Source organism: uncultured Stenotrophomonas sp. (genome assembly GCF_945952405.1).
Taxonomy (GTDB): Bacteria; Pseudomonadota; Gammaproteobacteria; order Xanthomonadales; family Xanthomonadaceae; genus Stenotrophomonas.
Genome location: NZ_CAMFIA010000007.1, coordinates 1 through 18,276 on the forward strand (window position 1 = coordinate 1; position 18,276 = coordinate 18,276).

General features: G+C 68.9%; 16 protein-coding genes and 1 pseudogene. 6 read left to right on the forward strand and 11 right to left on the reverse strand.

Translation table 11 applies throughout. The features are described 5' to 3' along the window. The 9 genes and pseudogenes from Q0P60_RS08920 to Q0P60_RS08960 all read right to left on the reverse strand — a co-directional run. Positions 1-205: pseudogene (locus Q0P60_RS08920) on the reverse strand (hypothetical protein); the annotation flags it as partial. A 35-nt stretch (positions 206-240) separates the two neighbouring features. After that, positions 241-924: a DUF4124 domain-containing protein gene (locus tag Q0P60_RS08925; protein ID WP_294991383.1), complete on the reverse strand. Its 684-nt coding sequence runs from the start codon at positions 922-924 to the stop codon at positions 241-243. Between the two features lie 43 nt (positions 925-967). Beyond that, positions 968-1,558 (reverse strand): Sua5/YciO/YrdC/YwlC family protein, encoded by a 591-nt coding sequence (locus Q0P60_RS08930; RefSeq protein ID WP_294991386.1) that lies wholly within the window; start codon positions 1,556-1,558, stop codon positions 968-970. A 90-nt stretch (positions 1,559-1,648) separates the two neighbouring features. Beyond that, positions 1,649-4,126 (reverse strand): DNA topoisomerase I, encoded by a 2,478-nt coding sequence (locus tag Q0P60_RS08935; RefSeq protein WP_294991389.1) that lies wholly within the window; start codon positions 4,124-4,126, stop codon positions 1,649-1,651. Between the two features lie 192 nt (positions 4,127-4,318). Continuing rightward, entirely contained in the window at positions 4,319-5,251 is a 933-nt protein-coding gene (locus Q0P60_RS08940; RefSeq protein WP_294991392.1) for an RDD family protein, read from the reverse strand. Between the two features lie 49 nt (positions 5,252-5,300). After that, positions 5,301-6,056, reverse strand: a complete 756-nt coding sequence (locus Q0P60_RS08945; RefSeq protein WP_294991395.1) for a pilin — start codon at positions 6,054-6,056, stop codon at positions 5,301-5,303. Between the two features lie 39 nt (positions 6,057-6,095). Further along, the gene (locus Q0P60_RS08950; protein ID WP_006472770.1) at positions 6,096-6,569 is read right to left on the reverse strand and encodes a DUF494 family protein; all 474 of its coding nucleotides are present in this window, start codon (positions 6,567-6,569) and stop codon (positions 6,096-6,098) included. A gap of 43 nt (positions 6,570-6,612) precedes the next feature. After that, positions 6,613-7,740: a DNA-processing protein DprA gene (dprA, locus tag Q0P60_RS08955; protein WP_294991400.1), complete on the reverse strand. Its 1,128-nt coding sequence runs from the start codon at positions 7,738-7,740 to the stop codon at positions 6,613-6,615. A gap of 114 nt (positions 7,741-7,854) precedes the next feature. Then, on the reverse strand, positions 7,855-8,988 hold the full coding sequence (locus Q0P60_RS08960) for a LysM peptidoglycan-binding domain-containing protein (RefSeq protein WP_294991403.1): 1,134 nt from the start codon (positions 8,986-8,988) through the stop codon (positions 7,855-7,857). Between the two features lie 126 nt (positions 8,989-9,114). On the opposite strand from Q0P60_RS08960, the gene def reads away from it, so the two are divergent. The 5 genes from def (at position 9,115) to Q0P60_RS08985 (ending at position 15,158) form a co-directional block, all read left to right on the forward strand. Beyond that, entirely contained in the window at positions 9,115-9,627 is a 513-nt protein-coding gene (def, locus tag Q0P60_RS08965; protein ID WP_294991406.1) for a peptide deformylase, read from the forward strand. Between the two features lie 120 nt (positions 9,628-9,747). After that, on the forward strand, positions 9,748-10,671 hold the full coding sequence (gene fmt, locus Q0P60_RS08970; protein ID WP_294991408.1) for a methionyl-tRNA formyltransferase: 924 nt from the start codon (positions 9,748-9,750) through the stop codon (positions 10,669-10,671). Positions 10,672-10,674: 3 nt separating this feature from the next. After that, positions 10,675-12,006 carry a 16S rRNA (cytosine(967)-C(5))-methyltransferase RsmB gene (gene rsmB / locus Q0P60_RS08975; RefSeq protein WP_294991411.1) on the forward strand — a complete coding sequence of 444 codons (1,332 nt, stop codon included), beginning with the start codon at positions 10,675-10,677 and terminating at the stop codon, positions 12,004-12,006. Between the two features lie 23 nt (positions 12,007-12,029). Continuing rightward, a complete protein-coding gene (locus tag Q0P60_RS08980) occupies positions 12,030-13,751 on the forward strand; it encodes a glycosyltransferase family 39 protein (RefSeq protein WP_294991413.1) in 1,722 nt (573 codons plus the stop codon). Positions 13,752-13,868: 117 nt separating this feature from the next. After that, positions 13,869-15,158 carry an O-antigen ligase family protein gene (locus Q0P60_RS08985; RefSeq protein ID WP_294991416.1) on the forward strand — a complete coding sequence of 430 codons (1,290 nt, stop codon included), beginning with the start codon at positions 13,869-13,871 and terminating at the stop codon, positions 15,156-15,158. Here the strand turns inward: Q0P60_RS08985 and Q0P60_RS08990 are convergent. Together Q0P60_RS08990 and Q0P60_RS08995 are read right to left on the reverse strand one after the other, a co-directional pair. Then, positions 15,131-16,252, reverse strand: a complete 1,122-nt coding sequence (locus tag Q0P60_RS08990; protein WP_294991417.1) for a glycosyltransferase family 4 protein — start codon at positions 16,250-16,252, stop codon at positions 15,131-15,133. The two genes, Q0P60_RS08985 and Q0P60_RS08990, sit on opposite strands and share 28 nt — an antisense overlap. Positions 16,253-16,295: 43 nt before the next feature. Then, positions 16,296-17,114 (reverse strand): glycosyltransferase family 2 protein, encoded by an 819-nt coding sequence (locus Q0P60_RS08995; protein WP_294991420.1) that lies wholly within the window; start codon positions 17,112-17,114, stop codon positions 16,296-16,298. Between Q0P60_RS08995 and Q0P60_RS09000 the strand changes: the two genes are divergently transcribed. Then, positions 17,113-18,171, forward strand: coding sequence for a CDP-glycerol glycerophosphotransferase family protein (locus Q0P60_RS09000; RefSeq protein WP_294992072.1), 1,059 nt, complete (start codon positions 17,113-17,115; stop codon positions 18,169-18,171). The genes Q0P60_RS08995 and Q0P60_RS09000 overlap by 2 nt on opposite strands. Positions 18,172-18,276: the final 105 nt, after the last annotated feature.

The following is an 18,276-nucleotide window of genomic DNA, read 5'->3' on the forward strand; positions in this document are numbered from 1 at the left end:
CCGCCGGCGCTGCTTCAACCGCCGCCGGTGCCGCGCCGGATGGGGCGGGCATGCGCAGCACCTGCTGCGTGCTGCCGGATGGGCAGGGTGTGCGCTGCAGGGTAGGGACGTCGCTGCTGCTGGAGGTGCAGCGGTAGATCACGCCTTCTTCGGCCAGTGCCGCGCCGGGCAGCAACGCCAGGGCCAGCCAGATCAATCGGTTCATGCGCACAGCGTACAGGCTGCGCCGGCACGCCGCGCTCAGCGCTGGCAATCACGCGACAGGCGCGCGTCGATGCCGCGCTGCTCCTTGCTGATGGCGGTGCGCTCGCTCTGCAGTGCGCTGTTGTAGCGACGGTCCAGCTCCCAGCGGCGGTCGCGCAGCCGCGCGCAGACGTCCTGGGGCGGCAGCGCGGTGCAGCTGTCGCGGACCAGCACGTTGCCGGCCGGGACCTGCACGCCCACGCCGACCGACGGCGGCCGATAACCGGCGCCTTCACCCACCGGCGTGCCGATGGCCGGGCGAGGGCCGGGTGGCATCGGGCCGTGATGCCGGTGCGGCAGCCAGACACTGGTCCACAACGGTACCCAGCGTGGATTGCCCTCGTTGTTGTCGCTGGTATAGCGCTGGCCGTCGTCGCTCACGCACTCGTACATCGGCTGCGGCGGCTGGATGTAGACGTGGCGGACTTCGCGTTCACGGAGGGCGGGTACGTCGCTGGGCGGCGGCGGTGTGGCATCGCTGCGCACCACGCGCGGAGCCGGGTCGCGCGGGCGCTGCAGGTCGCGCACTTGCTGGCGTCCACCGTTGCAGGGCGTGTCCTGCAGTGCGACGGCGCCGTTGCTGGCGACGCAGCGGTACACGCGCACGTCTTCGGGCTCGGCGGCGGATGCCACCAACGGCAGCAGCAGGCTCAGGCTCAGGACGGCACGCAGCAGGCTCATGGCGGCAGGGTGCGGGATTGTCCGCGGCAGCGCAATCGTGGGCTCAGGAGCGCAGCACGTTGCCGCTGAGTGCGTCGCGGATCGGGGTGGGCTGGGCCAGGCCGCCGGTCTGGCCATCGAGGATGCCGTCGAGCAGGCGCAGCAGGCGGGGATCCAGCTCTTCGCGGCTGCGTGCCGGCGGCTCACCGGCCAGGTTGGCGCTGGTGGAGACCAGCGGGCCGCCCCAGGCGCGGCACAGCGCGGCCACCAGCGGGTGCGCGCTGATGCGCACGGCAATGCCGCTGTGCTCGCCGGTGACCCAGGGCTGCGCGCGGGGGCCGGCCGGCAGGATCCAGGTGTTGGCGCCGGGCCAGCTGGCCAGCACGGCGCGCTGGCGGGCGTCGGGCAGCGCCTGCAGGCGCACCCAGCCCTCCAGCTGCGGCAGTTCCGCGGCCACCAGGATCATGCCCTTCTCGATCGGGCGCTGTTTCAGCCGCAGCACCATGTGCACTGCTGCTTCATGCGAAGGGTCGCAGCCCAGGCCCCAGACCGCTTCGGTCGGGTAGGCGATCACGCCGCCGGAGCGGAGCGTGGTGACAGCAGAGTCCAGGGTGAGTTCTTTCATGGCGGCGACCGGCCCGGCGTGGGCCTTCATTATCCCCCCACTGCGTGCACAGCGGGTGGAGCGGTGGGTGCGTACCGTTGGTCCGCACACCCCGGCAGATCATCCACGCATGGCGTGGATCTACTTCGCGGCCTTCTTGACCGCCTTCTTGACTGCTTTCTTGGCAGGTGCCTTCTTCGCCGCTGCCTTCTTCGCCGGGGCCTTCTTGGCTGCGGCTTTCTTCGGCGCCGCTTCCTTCTTCACCGCCGCCTTCTTGGCCGGTGCCTTCTTCGCGGCGGCCTTCTTGGCGCCGAAGCCCTTGCGCACCGGCTTGCCGGTTTCTTCCATCAGCTGCTGCACTTCGGCCAGGGTCAGCGATGCCGGTTCACGATCCTTGGGGATCTTGCCGTTCATTTTGCCGTCGCTGATATACGGGCCGAAACGGCCGTTCAGCACCTGGATGTCGCTGCCCTCGAACTCCTTGATGATCCGGTTGCGCGCGATCTCTTCCTTTTCTTCGATCAGGAATACGGCGCGGGCCAGGTCGATGGTGTAAGGGTCGTCTTCCTTCTTCAGCGAGGCATAGGTGCTGCCACGCTTGGCGAACGGGCCGAAACGGCCGATGCCGACGCTGACCGGCTCGCCGTTGTCCTCACCCAGCGCGCGCGGCATCAGGAACAGTTCCAGCGCGTCTTCCAGGGTGATGGTGTGCATCGACTGGCCCGGCCGCAGCGAGGCGAACTTGGGCTTCTCCTCGGCGTCCTCGGCGGTGCTGCCGATGGCCGCGTACGGCCCGAAGCGGCCCAGGCGCACGCTGACCGGCTTGCCGGTCTTCGGGTCGGTACCGAGCTCGCGCGCGCCACTGGCCTCGGCACGGTCGACTGATTCCTTCTTGTCCTCGACCAGTTCCTTGAACGGTTCCCAGAAGCGCGACATCAGCGGGATCCACTCTTCCTCTCCACGCGAGACGGCATCGAGCTCGTCCTCGAGCTTGGCGGTGAAGTCGTAGTCCACGTACTGGGTGAAGTGGCTGGACAGGAACTTGGACACCGCGCGGCCGACATCGGACGGGCGGAAGCTGCGGCCTTCCATTTCCACGTACTTGCGGAACAGCAGGGTCTGGATGATCGAGGCGTAGGTCGAGGGACGGCCGATGCCGTACTCTTCCAGTGCCTTCACCAGCGCCGCTTCGGTGTAGCGCGGCGGCGGCTGGGTGAAGTGCTGCTCGGCCTGGATGCGTTCCAGCGGCACGCGGTCGCCGGGCTTCATCGCCGGCAACTTGCGGCCTTCATCCTCGTCCTCGGCGCTCTTGCTGTCCTTGCCTTCCTCGTAGACGGCCAGGAAGCCGGGCACGACCACGGTGGTGCCGCTGGCGCGGAACACATGCTCGCTGCCAGCGGACAGATCGACGCTGACGGTATTGAGCGTGGCCGGAATCATCTGGCAGGCCACCGCACGCTTCCAGATCAGTTCGTACAGGCGGCGTTCGTCGTCGGTCAGGAAGCGCGCCACCTGGGCCGGGGTGCGCAGGGCCGAGGTCGGGCGCACCGCTTCGTGCGCTTCCTGGGCGTTCTTCGACTTGGTCTGGTAGGTGTTCGGCTGGTCCGGCAGCGAGGCAATGCCGTAGTCGCGGGCGATCACGTCGCGGATCTCGGCCAGCGCGTCCTGCGACAGGTTCACCGAGTCGGTACGCATATAGGAAATCAGGCCGACGGTGCCCTCGTCGCCGATCGCCACGCCTTCATACAGCTTCTGCGCCACCTGCATGGTCTTGCGGGTGGTGAAGCCGAGCTTGCGCGAGGCCTCCTGCTGCAGGGTGGAGGTGGTGAACGGCGGAGCCGGTCGGCGCTTGCGTTCCTTGCTGGCCACGTCGGTGACGTGCAGCGAGCCCTGCGCGGCCTGCTGGATGCGCAGGCGGGCGGCCTCGGCAGTGTCGCCATCGGTGATGGTGAACTGCTCGAACTTCTGCCCGTCCAGCTTGATCAGCTTGGCGTTGAAGTGCTGCGACGGGTGCGCGCACTCGGCGGCGATCGACCAGTACTCGCGGGCGATGAAGGCTTCGATCTCTTCCTCGCGCTCGACGATCATGCGCAGCGCCGGGCTCTGCACACGGCCCGCGGACAGGCCGCGCTGGACCTTGCGCCACAGCACCGGCGACAGGTTGAAGCCCACCAGATAGTCCAGCGCGCGGCGCGCCTGCTGGGCATCGACGAGGTCGCTGGCAATCGCGCGCGGCTGGCTGATCGCTTCCTTGATGGCGCGCGGGGTGATCTCGGTGAACACTACGCGCTGCATCGGCTTGTCCTTGACCAGCCCGCGTTCCTTCAGGATCTCGGCGATATGCCAGCTGATCGCCTCACCTTCGCGATCCGGGTCGGTCGCCAGCAGGATGTCGTCGGCGCCCTTGGCGGCCTTGGCGATCGCATCGACGTGCTTCTCGTTCTTGTCGATCACGTCGTAGTGCATGGCGAACCCGTTGTCCGGGTCGACCGCGCCTTCCTTCGGAATCAGGTCACGCACATGCCCATACGAGGCCAGGACGGTGTAGTCCTTGCCGAGGTATTTGTTGATCGTCTTGGCCTTGGCCGGCGATTCGACGATGAGCAGGTGCTTGGGCATGGCAGCAGGTCTGTGGGGCGAACCGTGGGGAAGGGGCCGCTAGGGTGGAGCAAACGGCCGCATTAGTGAAGCGGCCACGGGCAAATCCATAAACTGAACGCCCGGTAATGTGCCGGGCGTTCAGGTTTCACCTTATTAGAGGAATCACGGCCGGCCAGCCCCTGTCAAGCAGCCAGGCGTGATGATGGCCGTTCAGGAGGCCATCTTGGCGATGAATCCGACCGCGAAGACCAGCATCACCAGGCCCGCCAGCGACAGCAGCGCGGTCAGCACCAGCACCAGCAGGGCGACCGTGCCCAGCTCGCGGCGCTGCAGCTGCGGCTGGTCGGTGTAGGCCCAGCGGTCGACCACCAGGGTGTCGCAGATCATGTCGTGCAGGCCCTGCTTGCGCTCGGTGAAGGCCGCCATCAGGAAGCCGATGCCGAGCGTCAGGCTGCTCAGCAGCATCGCCCAATAGCGACCGAATGCGCGACCCTTGGTCAGGCGCTCGCCATTGCTACGCACGACCTTGATGCCGACCGCCATCTTGCCCAGCGTGGCGCCGCCCTTGGAGGCATGGAACCAGGTGTAGTAGGTCAGGCCGATGGCGAAGTTGATCAGCGCGCTGGACAGCTGGGCGACCACTTCGATGGCCGATTCACCGCTGCCCACCGCGCCCATGCTGGCGCCAAGCACCACGCCGATGATCGCGCCGATGATGCTGCCGGGAATGACCAGCACGAGGTAGTCGATCATGTAGGCCGCCACGCGCTTCCAGAAGCCCGCGTAGACCACTTCGCCGCCCATTACCGGCTGCGCATGGCTGCCGCCGGCCAGTGCCGCCGGCGCGCTGTAGGGCGAACTGCTGAGGGCACCGGTGCCGGGCAGCGGTGCGCTGCCATTGTCGATCGCGGCATAGTCGCCGCGCAGGTCGAAGCCACCGCTGGCGGTGGTCGCGCTGGCGTCGGCCAGGGTCTGCAGGCCGAGCTCGTCGACCACCTGGCGCAACGCCGCCCACTGCGCCATGCCTTCGCGCCAGACCAGGGTGTCCAGGTTCAGTTGGCCGCGCTGGAAGCGCTGGCGGATCTCCAGGACCGGCAGCGGGCCCTGGCGTTGCTGTCCTTCGGCGTAGTACCACTCAGTCATTGCATGTTCCCTGTTGGATCGTCCTTGGAAGTGCCGGTACGTGCGCGGCTCAGCCGCGGCACGACGGCGGCAGGTACTTGTCGTCGCTTTCGCCGCTGCATTCCCAGCGGCCACTGTCGCGGTCGTACTCCAGCCACAGCAGGTCGCCGTCGATGCTCTTGCCGGGCACGGCCAGCGTGGCTTCGATGCCGCAGTGGCCGTTGTTGAAGCGGCCGATGTTCACCGCCGACAGGCCGGCGTGGGCGAAATCGCCCGGTGCCGGGAAGCCGGCGTCATTGGCGCCCGGGCAGCGGCCTTCGTCATCGGCGAAATGCTGCACCTGGTCCTTCAGCGGCTGCAGCACCGCCACCGCACCGGCGACTTTGCTGCGCAGGGTGTATTCGTTGTAGGCCGGGAACGCGATCGCGGCCAGGATCGCCAGGATCGGCACCAGCACCAGCAGCAGGCCTCCGCCGATGATGGCGGTGAGCGCGCAGCCGGACAGCTTCTTCTTCGGCGGCAGCGCAGTGGCCGATGCGGCGGCGGTGTAGGGCGTGGATGGCGGCAGCACCGGCGGCTGCGGCGGAGGCGGTACCACCGGTTCCGGTTCGGGCTCGGCTTCGAGCGGCGGCGTGGCGGCATCCAGTGCCGGCACGATCAGGCCGAGTTCGTCGACGACGGTGCGCAACGGCTGCCATTGCGGCAGGCCGTCACGCCAGACCAGGGTGTCCAGGGAGATCTGATTGTTGCGGAACAACTCGACCAACTGTTCCGCCGGCAGCGGGCCTTGCTGCCGGTTGCCTTCTGCATGGAACCACTCGCTCACGGGGACGCTCCTGAATGCGCTATGCCCCCAAGTGTACGGTCAGTGCAGGGGTTCTGGCTCGTCCATGAACATCTGCGTCTCCATCCAGGCATAGGCCGCTTCGGAGCCGGGCTGGTTGAACAGCACCATCAGCACGACCCACTTCAGGTCGTCCAGGTCCAGTTCGTCCTGGTCCAGCGCCATCGCCCGGTCCAGGACCAGCTCGCGCTGGTCGGCATCGAGGATGCCGTGCTGTTCCAGGTACAGCAGGAAGCCGCGGCACTCCACATCCAGCTTGTCCAGCTCGGGGCCGTGGTAGACGCGCACGGGGCCATCGACCCGGGCCTGGGACATGCTCGGCCGCTGCGCGGCCAGGGCGTCGAGCCAGTCGAACGCCTTGTTGATCTCGGTTGGGCTGAAACCGGCCTGGATCAGGCCGTTCTGGAGCGAATCGCGGTCACGGATCAGGTCCGCATCTTCGCTGAAATAGTGTTCAAACAGGTACAGCAGTACGTCCAGGATGCTCTCTTTCATTGCCCCTCGGCCTGCGTCGCGCGACGCTGTGGAGGTGAAGAAACTAGGGAGTTCGACAGTAGCGGCCGTGTACGCACACCACGATTCCCGCCAGTTCCATGGCCAGCAGCATGGAGGACACCTCGGGCGCCGTCAATCCACAGCGCGTGATCAGTGAATCCATACTGCTTGGGTTGTGCTCCAGCGCCCGCCACAAGCACTGGTAGTCAGGGTCGTCGGCCCAGCGTGCCGGCAGGAACGCCGGCGGTGCCTGTTCAGTGGGGGTGGCCAACCGTGATTGCAAGCCCGGCAGCTGCTGGCGGAGCGCGGGGGCCAGCAGTTCCAGGACGTCCTCCGGGCGTTCGACCAGCGCCGCGCCTTCACGGATCAGCCGATGGCAGCCCGCCGCGCGTGGATTGAGCACCGAGCCGGGCAGGGCACACACCTCGCGGCCGGCCTCGGCGGCCAGGCGCGCGGTGATCAGGGCGCCCGAGCGCTGCGCGGCCTCGATCACCACCGTTGCCAGCGCCAGGCCGGCCACCAGCCGGTTGCGCGCCGGGAAATGGCCGGGGCGCGCCGGCGTACCCGGCAGGTATTCACTGAGCACCACGCCCTCGGCCGCGATCTTCGCCTGCAGCCGGGCATGGCTGTCCGGAAAGGCCCGGTCCGGTCCGGTACCGATCACTGCCACGGTGCAGCCGCCCGCCTCCAGCGTGGCCAGGTGGGCCGCCGCGTCGATGCCGGCGGCCAGTCCACTGGTCACCGCCAGCCCGGCCTCGACGAAGGCACTGGCAAAGCGGGCGGCCAGCGCCCGCCCACCCGGCGTCGGCGAGCGGCTGCCGACCACCGCTACCGAGGGGCGCCAGGCCAGGCCGGGATCACCGTCGACGAACAGCGCCAGCGGTGGGTTGGGGGTGTCCAGCAGGGAGGGCGGGAAGGCCGGGTCGGTGAACGCCAGCAGGGCGCGGTTGTCCTGCTGCAGCCAGTGCAGGGCGGCGGCCCGGGTCCGGGTATCGGGGCGTTGCAGTGCCGCGCACTGTTCTGCCGTGCAGCCGTGTGCGCGCCATTCGCCCGCGCCCCGTGCCAGAGCCGCTTCGGCGGTCCCCGCGCTGTGCAGCAATGCCCGCCGTGGTGCCAGCGCGCCTGCCGCCATTACCAGGCGCAGCAGCGCCTCATCCGTGTGATTGGCCATGGCCCACTATTGAACGCAGACAACAAAGGCGCCCTAGGGCGCCTTCGCGTGTAGCGGTCAGGATTTCCCGCAGGTGGCCCCGGGCAATGGAGGCCGACCTGCCGTCGGTGCTGCCTATCGGGCGTCGGGATGCAGTGCGCTGTAACCCACGCGCACCGGCTTCACGCCCTGCATCACCAGGGCATAGCTGACGTTGTCGAAGGTGCGGAACACCATCGCGTGCGCGGCGTATTCCTCCGGCAGGGCCACCCGGCCGACGCTGCCGCCGAGCGCATCGTCCATGCGCGAGGAGGACGGGTACTTCAGGCGGTTGGCCACATGACGGCCCGGACGCCATAGCGAGAACACGGTGCCGTTGTCCACGCCCTGGCTGCGGCCGGCCGAGATCGCGACCACGTCGCGCGGACCGCCGGCGCTGAACATGTCGGTCACCGCCAGCACGCGCACGTCGAGGCCCTCGATACTGGCGGCCGGCACGTGCGGAACGAACTGCAGGTCGTACGGCCTGGCCTCGACCGGGACCAGGCGATCACCGACGCGGACTTCGCGGCCGCCCAGGTTCTTGTCCAGCACCAGCGTGGAGGTTTCGGCCTTGCCGTCGGCGACCCGGGTGATGGTGCCGGTGGCGAGCTGGGCCAGCTCGTACCCCAGCACGCCGCGGCGTGCGTTGGGCGCGTTGTAGGCCTTCCACAGGTTGCCGCTGCCGGGGGTGATGTCGCCGTTGGCGGCCAGGTCCTCGCTCGGCTTGGGCTGTGCGTAGCGCACGGTCGGGCGGACCACGGCCCAGCGCTGGCCCAGCTCGGACCCGGCCAGGCGGACATAGACGGTGTCGCCACCGGACACGCGCAGGCGGTTGTCTTCCAGCCCGACCACCTGCGGCAGCGGGTCGATGCTGTCGACCACGCTCAGCTGCTTCAGGAACGGCTCGACCTGGGCCAGCGGAATGGCATCGATCGGGGCCTCCTGGCGCGGGCCGGGCTGCGCCGCCACGGTCACCCGGTCCAGATAGGCCAGGCTGAGCACGTCACCGGGATAGATCAGGTGCGGATTGGCGATCTGCGGATTGGCCTGCCAGATCTCCGGCCACAGCCACGGCTTCTGCAGGAAACGTGCGGCGATATCCCACAACGTATCCCCTTTTCGGACCACATAGGTGTCCGGGTGCCCGCCATTCACTTCCACGGCGGTAGCATAGGCAGCCACGGTCAGCATCGCCGCGGCGACGACCGTACGAAAACGAAGCAACATAGGTGTGAAGCCCTGATTCCCCAACAGGTTCGCGCACTATAGTCCAGAAACCGGGGCGCAAGGCAAGCGTTGGAGCTAGAATCTGCGACGTATGCCGGCGTGCCGGCCCCCTATCCGGAAACAGCCATGGCCCTTCTCCCCATCCTCGAGTTCCCCGATCCGCGCCTGCGTACCAAGGCCGCGTTGATCGACGCCGCCGAAGTCACCACGCCGGCCTTCCAGGAACTGATCGACAACATGTTCCTGACCATGTACGACGCTCCGGGCATCGGCCTGGCCGCCACCCAGGTGGACGTGCACAAGCGCTTCATGGTCATTGACGTCAGCGAAGAAAAGAATGAACCGCATGTGTTCATCAACCCGGAAATCGTCGCCAAGGACGGGGGCCGGGTGTACCAGGAAGGCTGCCTGTCGGTTCCGGGCATCTTTGCCGACGTGACCCGTGCCGACACCATCACCGTGAAGTACCTGGACCGCAATGGCCAGCAGCAGCAGCTGGAAGCCGGCGAAGTGCTGGCCACCTGCATCCAGCACGAGATGGATCACCTGGACGGCAAGCTGTTCATCGACTATCTGTCGCCGCTCAAGCGCGAGATGGTGCGCAAGAAGCTGGCCAAGCAGCGCAAGCACGTGGCGTGACCGCCCATCCGGGCCGCCCTTCGGGTGGCCCGTGCCTGCGCACCACGCGCGGGCTGTACGGCGCCGGCCGACGGCGCCGTTTTCTTTCCTGCACGAATCCATCCTGCAAGTGGGGTAGCCATGAGGATTGTCTTTGCCGGTACGCCGGAGTTCGCGGTGTCATCGCTGCGCGCAGCTGCGCGCCACCATGAGGTCGTGGCCGTCTACACCCAGCCCGACCGCCCGGCCGGGCGTGGCCGCGGCCTGGCGCCGTCGCCGGTCAAGCTTGAAGCGGTTGCCCGCGGCATTCCGGTCTACCAGCCCGAATCGCTGAAGGACGAGGCAGCCCAGCGCCAGCTGCGTGACCTGCAGCCGGACCTGATGGTGGTGGTGGCCTACGGCCTGATCCTGCCCAAGGCGGTGCTGGCGATCCCGACCCACGGTTGCTGGAACGTGCATGCCTCGCTGCTGCCGCGCTGGCGCGGCGCGGCACCGATCCAGCGCGCGATCCAGGCTGGCGACGCCACCACCGGCGTCTGCCTGATGCAGATGGAGGCGGGGCTGGATACCGGCCCGGTACTGCTGCACCAGGAGCTGCCGATCGCTGCCACCGATACCGGTGGCCAGCTGCACGACAAGCTGGCCGAACTGGGCGCACAGGTGCTGTCCGATGGCCTGGGCCTGCTGCGTGCCGGCCTCAAGCCGATCGCGCGGCCGCAGCCGGAGCAGGGGGTCACCTACGCGCACAAGCTGGACAAGGCCGAAGCGAAGCTGGACTGGGCACGGGATGCAGGCGCGCTGGCGCGTACCGTGCGTGCGTTCAATCCGTGGCCGATCGCCGAGGCGGCGCTGGCCGGTGAGCGCGTGCGCATCCACGGCGCGGTGGCGCTGGAAGTGGACCACGGGCAGGCACCGGGGACGGTGCTGGCCGCCGGCCGCGACGGCATCGACATCGCCTGCGGCCAGGGTGCGTTGCGACTGCGCGTGCTGCAGCGGGAAGGCGGCAAGGCGATCACCGCGGCCGACTACCTCAATGCCCGCCGCGACCTGCGCGCAGGAGCATAAGCGGTGTCGAAGCAGAACGATTTTTCCGTCGCCAAGGCGGCGCCGGGCGCAGCCACGCGCATGCTGGCCGCGCGCGTGCTGGCGCAGGTGTTCACGCGTGGCCGTTCGCTGAAGGCGGAACTGGCCTGGGCGCTGCCGAAGCTGGCCGACAGCCGTGACCGCGCGCTGCTGGAAGCCCTGTGCTTCGCCGTCCTGCGCCGTCGCAGCACCTATGACGCGGCGCTGCAGTCGTGGATGCAGAAGCCGCTGTCGGCGCGTGACGCCGACCTGCGCACGCTGCTGATGGTCGGCTTCGCCCAGCTCGATGTGCTGGAACTGCCGGCGCACGCCGCGCTGTCGGCCACGGTCGATGCCGCGCGTGCGCTGGGCCGCGAGCGCCAGGCGGGCCTGGTCAATGCGATCCTGCGCCGTGCACAGCGCGAAGGCTTCCCCGATCAGCCCGCGCGTGATGCCTTCCCGGAATGGCTGGCCGAGGCGATCGAGCGTGACTGGCCGGCACAGGCCGAGGCGGTGTTCAGTGCAAGCCTGCAGCCGGCGCCGCTGTGGCTGCGCGCCAACCGCCAGCACGGTGGCCGCGACAAGGCGCTGGCGGCGCTGGCCGAGGTCGGCATTGCGGCTGAAGCCAGTGCGCTCTGCAGCGATGCGCTGCGCCTGGCGGCGCCGGTGGCGGTGAACCAGCTGCCCGGCTTCGTCGAGGGCGCGATTTCGGTCCAGGACCTGTCGGCGCAGTGCGCGGCCGATGCGTTGGCACCGGCGGCCGGTGCGCGCGTGCTGGACGCCTGCGCGGCGCCCGGTGGCAAGTCCGCGCACCTGCTGGAACGTGATCCGAGCCTGCGCCTGCTGGCGCTGGACATCGATGCCCGTCGCCTGGCCCGTGCGCGCGATACCTACACCCGGACCGGCGTGGGCGCGAATGCGCAGACCCTGGCCGCCGATGCCAGTGACCCCGGTGCGTGGTGGGATGGCGTCCCGTTCGATGCAATCCTGCTGGACGCGCCCTGTTCGGCAACCGGCGTGATCCGTCGCCAACCCGACGTGATGTTCCACCGCCGCGCCGAAGATATCGATGCGCTGGTCGGTGTGCAGGCGCGCCTGCTGGAAGCCTGCTGGTCGATGCTGCGCCCGGGCGGCGTGTTGCTGTATGCGACCTGCTCGATCCTGCGTGCCGAGAACATCGACCAGGTGCGCGCGTTCCTGAAGTGGCATCCGGATGCGGTGGCGCAGCCACTGGGCGATGCGTTCGGCATGGATTGCGAGGGCGTGGCACGCCAACGGCTGCCGGGTGACAGCGATGCTGACGGTTTCTTCTACGCGCGTCTGATAAAAGCAGCCTGACTCCCGCTGCCGTTCCGAGCCCCATGCTGAAAACCCAGGCGTCGCGCCAGACCTGGTTGTTGGTGGTGATGGCCCTGCTGGTGCTGGGGGCCGGTCTCGGCCTTCGCGATCCGTGGCCGTCCGACGAGCCGCGCTTCGCGCTGGTGGCCCGGCAGATGGTCGACAGCGGTTACTGGTTGTTCCCGCACCGTGGCACCGAGCTGTATTCGGACAAGCCGCCGATGCTGATGTGGTGGCAGGCCACCCTGTATGGGGTGGTCGGCCACTGGCCGGTGGCCTTCCTGCTGCCTTCGCTGCTGGCCGCGCTGGGTACGCTGTGGTGCGTGGTCGATCTCGGCCGCCGGCTGTGGACACGGCAGGTGGGGCTGTACGCAGGATGGACGCTGCTGTTCGCGCTGCAGTTCACCTTCCAGGCAAAAAAGGCGCAGATCGACCCGCTGCTGGTGCTGTTCATCACCTTGGCCAACTACGGCCTGCTGCGCCATCTGCTGCTGGGCCCGGCCTGGCGCTGGTGGTGGCTGGGCTGGTTCTTTGCCGGCATCGGGGTGATCACCAAGGGCGTGGGCATGCTGGCACTGCTGATGATCGTGCCGGCCGCGATCGCCTCGGCCCTGCATTGGCCGCGTGTGTCCCTGCATGCGCGCGATGGCCGCTTCTGGCTGGCACCGCTGGCGTTCGTGCTGGCGCTGTCGCTGTGGTTGGCGCCGATGCTGCTGGCCGCGCTGGGCACCGGCTCGGACGAATACCGCGCCTACATCAACGACATCCTGTTCCGGCAGACAGCCCGTCGCTACACCCATTCCTGGGACCATCACCAGCCGTGGTGGTACTTCCTCGGGGTGATGCCCGCGATGTGGATTCCGGGCTTCCTGGCGCTGCCGTGGGCGATTCCGGCCTGGTGCCGGCGGTTGCGCCGGCGCGACGCGCGCTACCTGCTGCCGTTGGCCTGGTGCGCGCTGGTGCTGCTGTTCTTCTCGATTCCGCAGGGCAAGCGCGATGTCTACATCCTGCCGGCGTTGCCGATGTTCTGCCTGGCGCTGGCGCCGCTGTTGCCCGGGCTGCTGAAGCGGCGCGACGTGCAGTGGGTGCTTGCCGGGCTGGTTACGCTGCTGGCGGCGGGGCTGGCCCTGACCGGCGGCTTGGCGCTGCTGGGTGATCCGGGTTTCGAAGTGCGCCTGACCCACGGGCGTGGCCTGGCGCCCGGCGCGAATGACGCGCTGGCAGGCGCGATCCTGGCGATGGGGCTCTGCGGCGGCGTGAGCCTGTGGCTGGCCGGGCGTCGCCGCAGCCATCTGGCGCTGGTCTCGACGTTGACCGTGGCCTGGGTGCTGTACGGCCTGGTCGGCTACCCGTTGCTGAATGATTCAAGCTCCGCCCGCGGGCTGATGCGCCAGGTCGGTGCGCGCATCGCAGTGGATGCGGAACTGGGGCTGGTGGCCTGGAAGGAGCAGAACCTGCTGATGGCCGACCGCCCGGCGGCAACGTTCGGCTTCGAGAACCGCTGGCATGAACAGCTGCAGGCGGCGGTGCGCTGGCAGCGGCTGGTACCCGCGCGGCGCTGGCTGCTGGTGAACGACGATGCCATGCAGGACTGCATCGACCGTTCACGGGCGCAGATGGCGGGTATCTCCAACCGCCGCCGCTGGTGGCTGGTCCCCGCGGGGGCGATCGCAGGCGCGTGCACGCCCACGGCGGCGGACCTGGAGCGCGAGTACCAGCTGCAGGGGCCGCCGGATGAGGACTGAACGAATCAGCGACAAACAGGGCCGGTGCAGGTCAACCGGCGGCCTGCTCTGGCCTAGAATGACCCTCGCTCCCGGCACCGTGCCGGTCTACCGCTACCGATCTGCCGACCGCACCACGTGACCCAGCTTTCCCTGCCTACCTCCCGCACGACGGGCTTCCTGGCCGGCGCCTACGCCGTGGTGCTGGGTGCGCTGCCGACGCTGTTGATGATCACCATGGAGGGGGGCAGCGCAGGCTTCTACCTGGCCATCCTGCTGTCGATCGTGGTGCTGCTGGTGCCCTCGGCGTCACCGGCCCTGTTGCCCGGCTCCGCCCGCCGCTACGCGTGGATGGGGGTCGGCATGGCGGTGATGCTGGTGGGCGTGCTGATCAGCCAGGGCGTGCATGGCATCTGGAAGGGATCGGAAGTCGAGAAAGCCGCGCGCTTGCTGTCGATGCTGCTGATCCTGTTTGCCGCGCTGCGGGTGCCGCGCAGGATTCTTGCGCGTGCGCTGCTGGGAACATTGCCTGCGGTGTGGTCGGCGGCGGCCATCATCGGCTGGCTGGCGCTGGAAACCGGCGTGCGGCCCGCCACCCAGCAGTTCAATGCGGTGACCTACGGTGACCTGACCCTGCTGTTCGGCGTGCTGAGCCTGTTGTCGCTGGGTCTGCCGGTGACGCGCTTCACCCGCGTCGAGGCCACGCTGAAGCTGTTGACCGGCATCCTGGGCGTGATTGCCTTCCTGTGGACGCAGACCCGTGGTGGCCTGCTGGCGATCCCGTGCTTCCTGTTGATCGGCCTGCTGGTGATGGGCCGGCGGCTGGGACGCGCGAAGATCCTGCTGGGCCTGGTGCTGGCGACGGCGGTGGGGGTCATCGCCACCCATGATGGCGCGCTGCGCGAGCGCATCGATGCCGGCGTCAGCGAGTACGGCGACTGCAGTGCCGATCACCTGGCCGATACCTCGGTGTGCATCCGCCTGCAGTTGTGGACGGCGGCGGGCTACATGATCCGCGAGCAGCCGGTGTTCGGTGTTGGTGGCGGCGATCGCTTCCGCCAGGAACTGGAACGGCTGGCCGAACAGGGCCGGGTGTCGGCGATGGTCGCGCGTGATTTCGGCGAGACCCACAACGACCTGCTGTACTTCCTGGCCACCTACGGCGTGCTGGGCGGGCTGGGCCTGGTGCTGGTCTACGTGGCGCCGGCGCTGGTCTTCCTGCCACGCCTGTGGCGCGGCGACGAGCGCTCGCGGCTGCATGCCGCGGCGGGGCTCAGCATCTGTGTCGCCTTCGCCGTGTTCGGGGTCACCGAGATGATGCTGCGTGACATGCGCACCGCTTCGTTCTATGCCGCCTGGGTCGCCCTGCTGCTGGCGCTGTCCGAGCCGCGCGGCGTGGATCAGGCCGACGCCAGCGCCGCTTCGTAGCTGGCCAGGGTCGATTCGGCGAAGGTCTGCAGGCCGAACCCGGCCTCGGCATGGCGGCGTGCGGCCAGGCCCATCGCCGGCAGCGCCGCGCGCTGTTCATACATTGCCTGGACCTGCGCCGCGATGGCGGCGATATCACGGGTCGGCACCACCCAGCCATCGACGCCCTGTTCGATGTTCTCCGGCAGCCCGGCGTAGTCGCTGACCAGCATCGGTCGGGCACTGGCCATCATTTCGCGGCAGGCGAAGGAAATGGTCTCGACGTCGTGGGACAGCACGAAGCCGGCGTCGCCGGCCGCGATGAGCGGGCGCGTATCGGCCAGCAGGCCGGTGAAGTGCACCTGCGCCGCGACCTCGCCCAGGGCCTGCACCTGCTCGCGCTGCTGCGCGCTGGGCAGGTGCCCGGCCACCGCCATGTGCACGTGCGGGCGGATCGTTTCCGGCAGCAGGGCGATCGCCTGCGCCAGGTCGATCCAGCCCTTGTAGTCGTCACTGCCGGCATTGCTGACCAGCACCAGCGCCTGCGGGTCCTGGGTCCACTGCTGCCGCATCGCATGCCCGGCCTCGGCGGGCAATGGCGCGAAATGGGCCAGGTCGACGCCGTTGCGGACCACGTCGATCGGGCAATGCCGGTACGGCCCCTGCTGCAGCAGGCGCCCGGTGTGGGCCGACACCGCGATCACCCGGTCGGTCGCCCAGCGCGCGCGGAAGACGTTGCCCAGGGTATTGGTCGGCTTGCTGTTGTGCTTGGTCAGGACGATCGGCGGGCGCCGCATGCCGAGCAGCCCCTGCATCACGAAGCGGTGGTCGCGCGCGCCATTGACGTGGACCAGGTCGATGCCCTGGTCGCGCACCAGCCGGCGCAACGCGCGCTGTTCGGCCAGCTGCTGCGGCAGGGTCGGCAGGCCGCTGCCGAAGGCCATCGGCAGCGGGGTGGCGATACCTTCTTCGGTCACGGTGCGCAGCAGGCGGCTGCCGGCGGGAGCGGCGACATGCAGCGTGTGCCGGCCGTGCAGGGCACGCGCCAGGGAAACGATGTACGTGGTGTGGCCGCCACCGTCGCCGTAGTGGAAGTTGGTGTACAGGATGTTCATGGGGGACCTTCAGGCAACGCGCGGTGAGTGTGACACAGCAGGCTCAGCAGCGGTCCGCGGGCGGCGGCGGGTCGGCCACCGCCTGGCCGTTGCCCAGCATCCACAGCATGATGGTCTTCTGCCGCACGTAGTTGGCGCGTACGTAGGCGTAGACCAGGCCATGCCAGCCATCGCGGAAGCCTCCGCGGAACAGGAAGCCGCGCCAGAACCGCCAGGCCGGAGCCAGTACCAGCTTGCCCAGCGTGGCCCGCTTGCCGCGTGCGAATTCGTGCTCGGCCATCATCCGCGCGTACTTCTCGGTCTTGGCCAGCTGCTGCTGCAGTGACCGGTACGGATAGTGGATCAGGTCGCCGCGCAGGGTGCCGACGCTGCCGTCGACGCTGGCGGCCTCGTGGATCTCGCGCTTGCCACGCCAGCCGCCCTGGCGGCGGTCGAACAGGCGCATCACCCGGTCCGGGTAGGCGTTGCCGTGGCGCAGGAACCGGCCGAAGTACTCCGACAGGCGGGCGAACCGGTAGCCGGCATGGCCACTGAAGCCGCCGTCACGGGCCTGTTCGATGGCGCTGCGCAGCTCCGGGCTGATGCGTTCGTCGGCATCCAGGCACAGGACCCAGTCGTGGCCGGCCTGCTCCACGCAGAACGCCTTCTGGCTGCGGAAGCCTTCGAACGGGCGCTGCAGCACGCGCGCGCCCGCGGCCTCGGCGATGGCGGGGGTGGCATCGGTGGAATAGGAGTCCACCACTACGATCTCATCGCAGAAGGCCAGCGAGGCCAGGCAGTCGCCGATGCGCCCGGCCTCGTTGAACGCGATAATGCACGCCGAGATGCGAGGCCGTTCGATGGGAGCGGTCGTGGAGGACATGATGGCCGGGTACCTGTTGTTTGCGACGGAGCGCTATGCGCTGCCTATTCTCGCCCCGTTGGCGCAGGCCTTGCACGCTTCCGGGCAGGATGTTGCGGCCTGGTTCGAAGACGGCGCGGCCGGCAGCCGCCTGCCGGGGGTGCCCGGCATCGGCCTGAAGCAGGCCCTGGCGATGCGTCCGCGGGCGGTGTTCAGCGCCGCCAACTGGGTGCCGACCTTCCTGTCCGGGGCCAAGGTGCAGCTGTTCCATGGCTTCAACGTGGAGAAGCGCGACAGTGCCCGTGGCCACTTCCGGGTGCGCGGCATGTTCGACCTGTACTGCACGCAGGGGCCGGCCACCACCGCCCCGTTCCGCCAGATCGCCGACCAGCAGGGCCACTTCGCGGTGGCCGAGACCGGCTGGCCGAAGCTGGACCCGCTGTTCCGCGACGACGGTGGCGAGAGCGCCGCGCTGCGCGCGCCGGCCGGTGATCGCCCGGTGATCCTGTTCGGTTCGACCTTCACCGAGCGGCTGAGCGCGGCACCGCACCTGCATGCGCAGATCGCCGCCGATATCGCTGCCGGTGACCGCTACTGGCTGCTGACCCTGCACCCGAAGTGCGCGCCGGAGCTGTTCGAACGATACCGCGCGCTGGCCGGCGCCAATGCCCGCTTCATCGAGCCGGAGCAGGTGATGGCCGCGCAGCGCGCGGCCGATGTGCTGGTGTCGGATACCTCGTCGATCGTTTCCGAGTTCATCGTCCAGCACAAGCCGGTGGTGACCTTCCGCAACCGCGTGCCCAAGCCGCACATGATCGACTTCGATGACCCCGCACAGCTGCCGCAGATGCTGCAGCGCGCCCTGCACCCGGATGCCGCGCTGCGCGCCGAGATCGTGCGCTACGCCGATGCCATCCACCCCTATCGCGATGGCCTGTCCAGCGAGCGGGTGATCGCGGCCACCGAGCAATTCCTGTCCGGCGGGATGGGCGTGCTGCGGCGCAAACCGTTCGGCAGCTGGATGCGCGACCTGCAGATCCGCAAGGACCTGGGCTACTGGGGCCCCTCGCAGCGCTGACCGTCATGCTGTAGAGCCGAGTCCATGCTCGGCTTGCCGGAAGCCGGGGTCAGATCCCTCGAAGGTAGTGCCGGCCGCTGGCCGGCAATCCCGGAAATGTCGGCG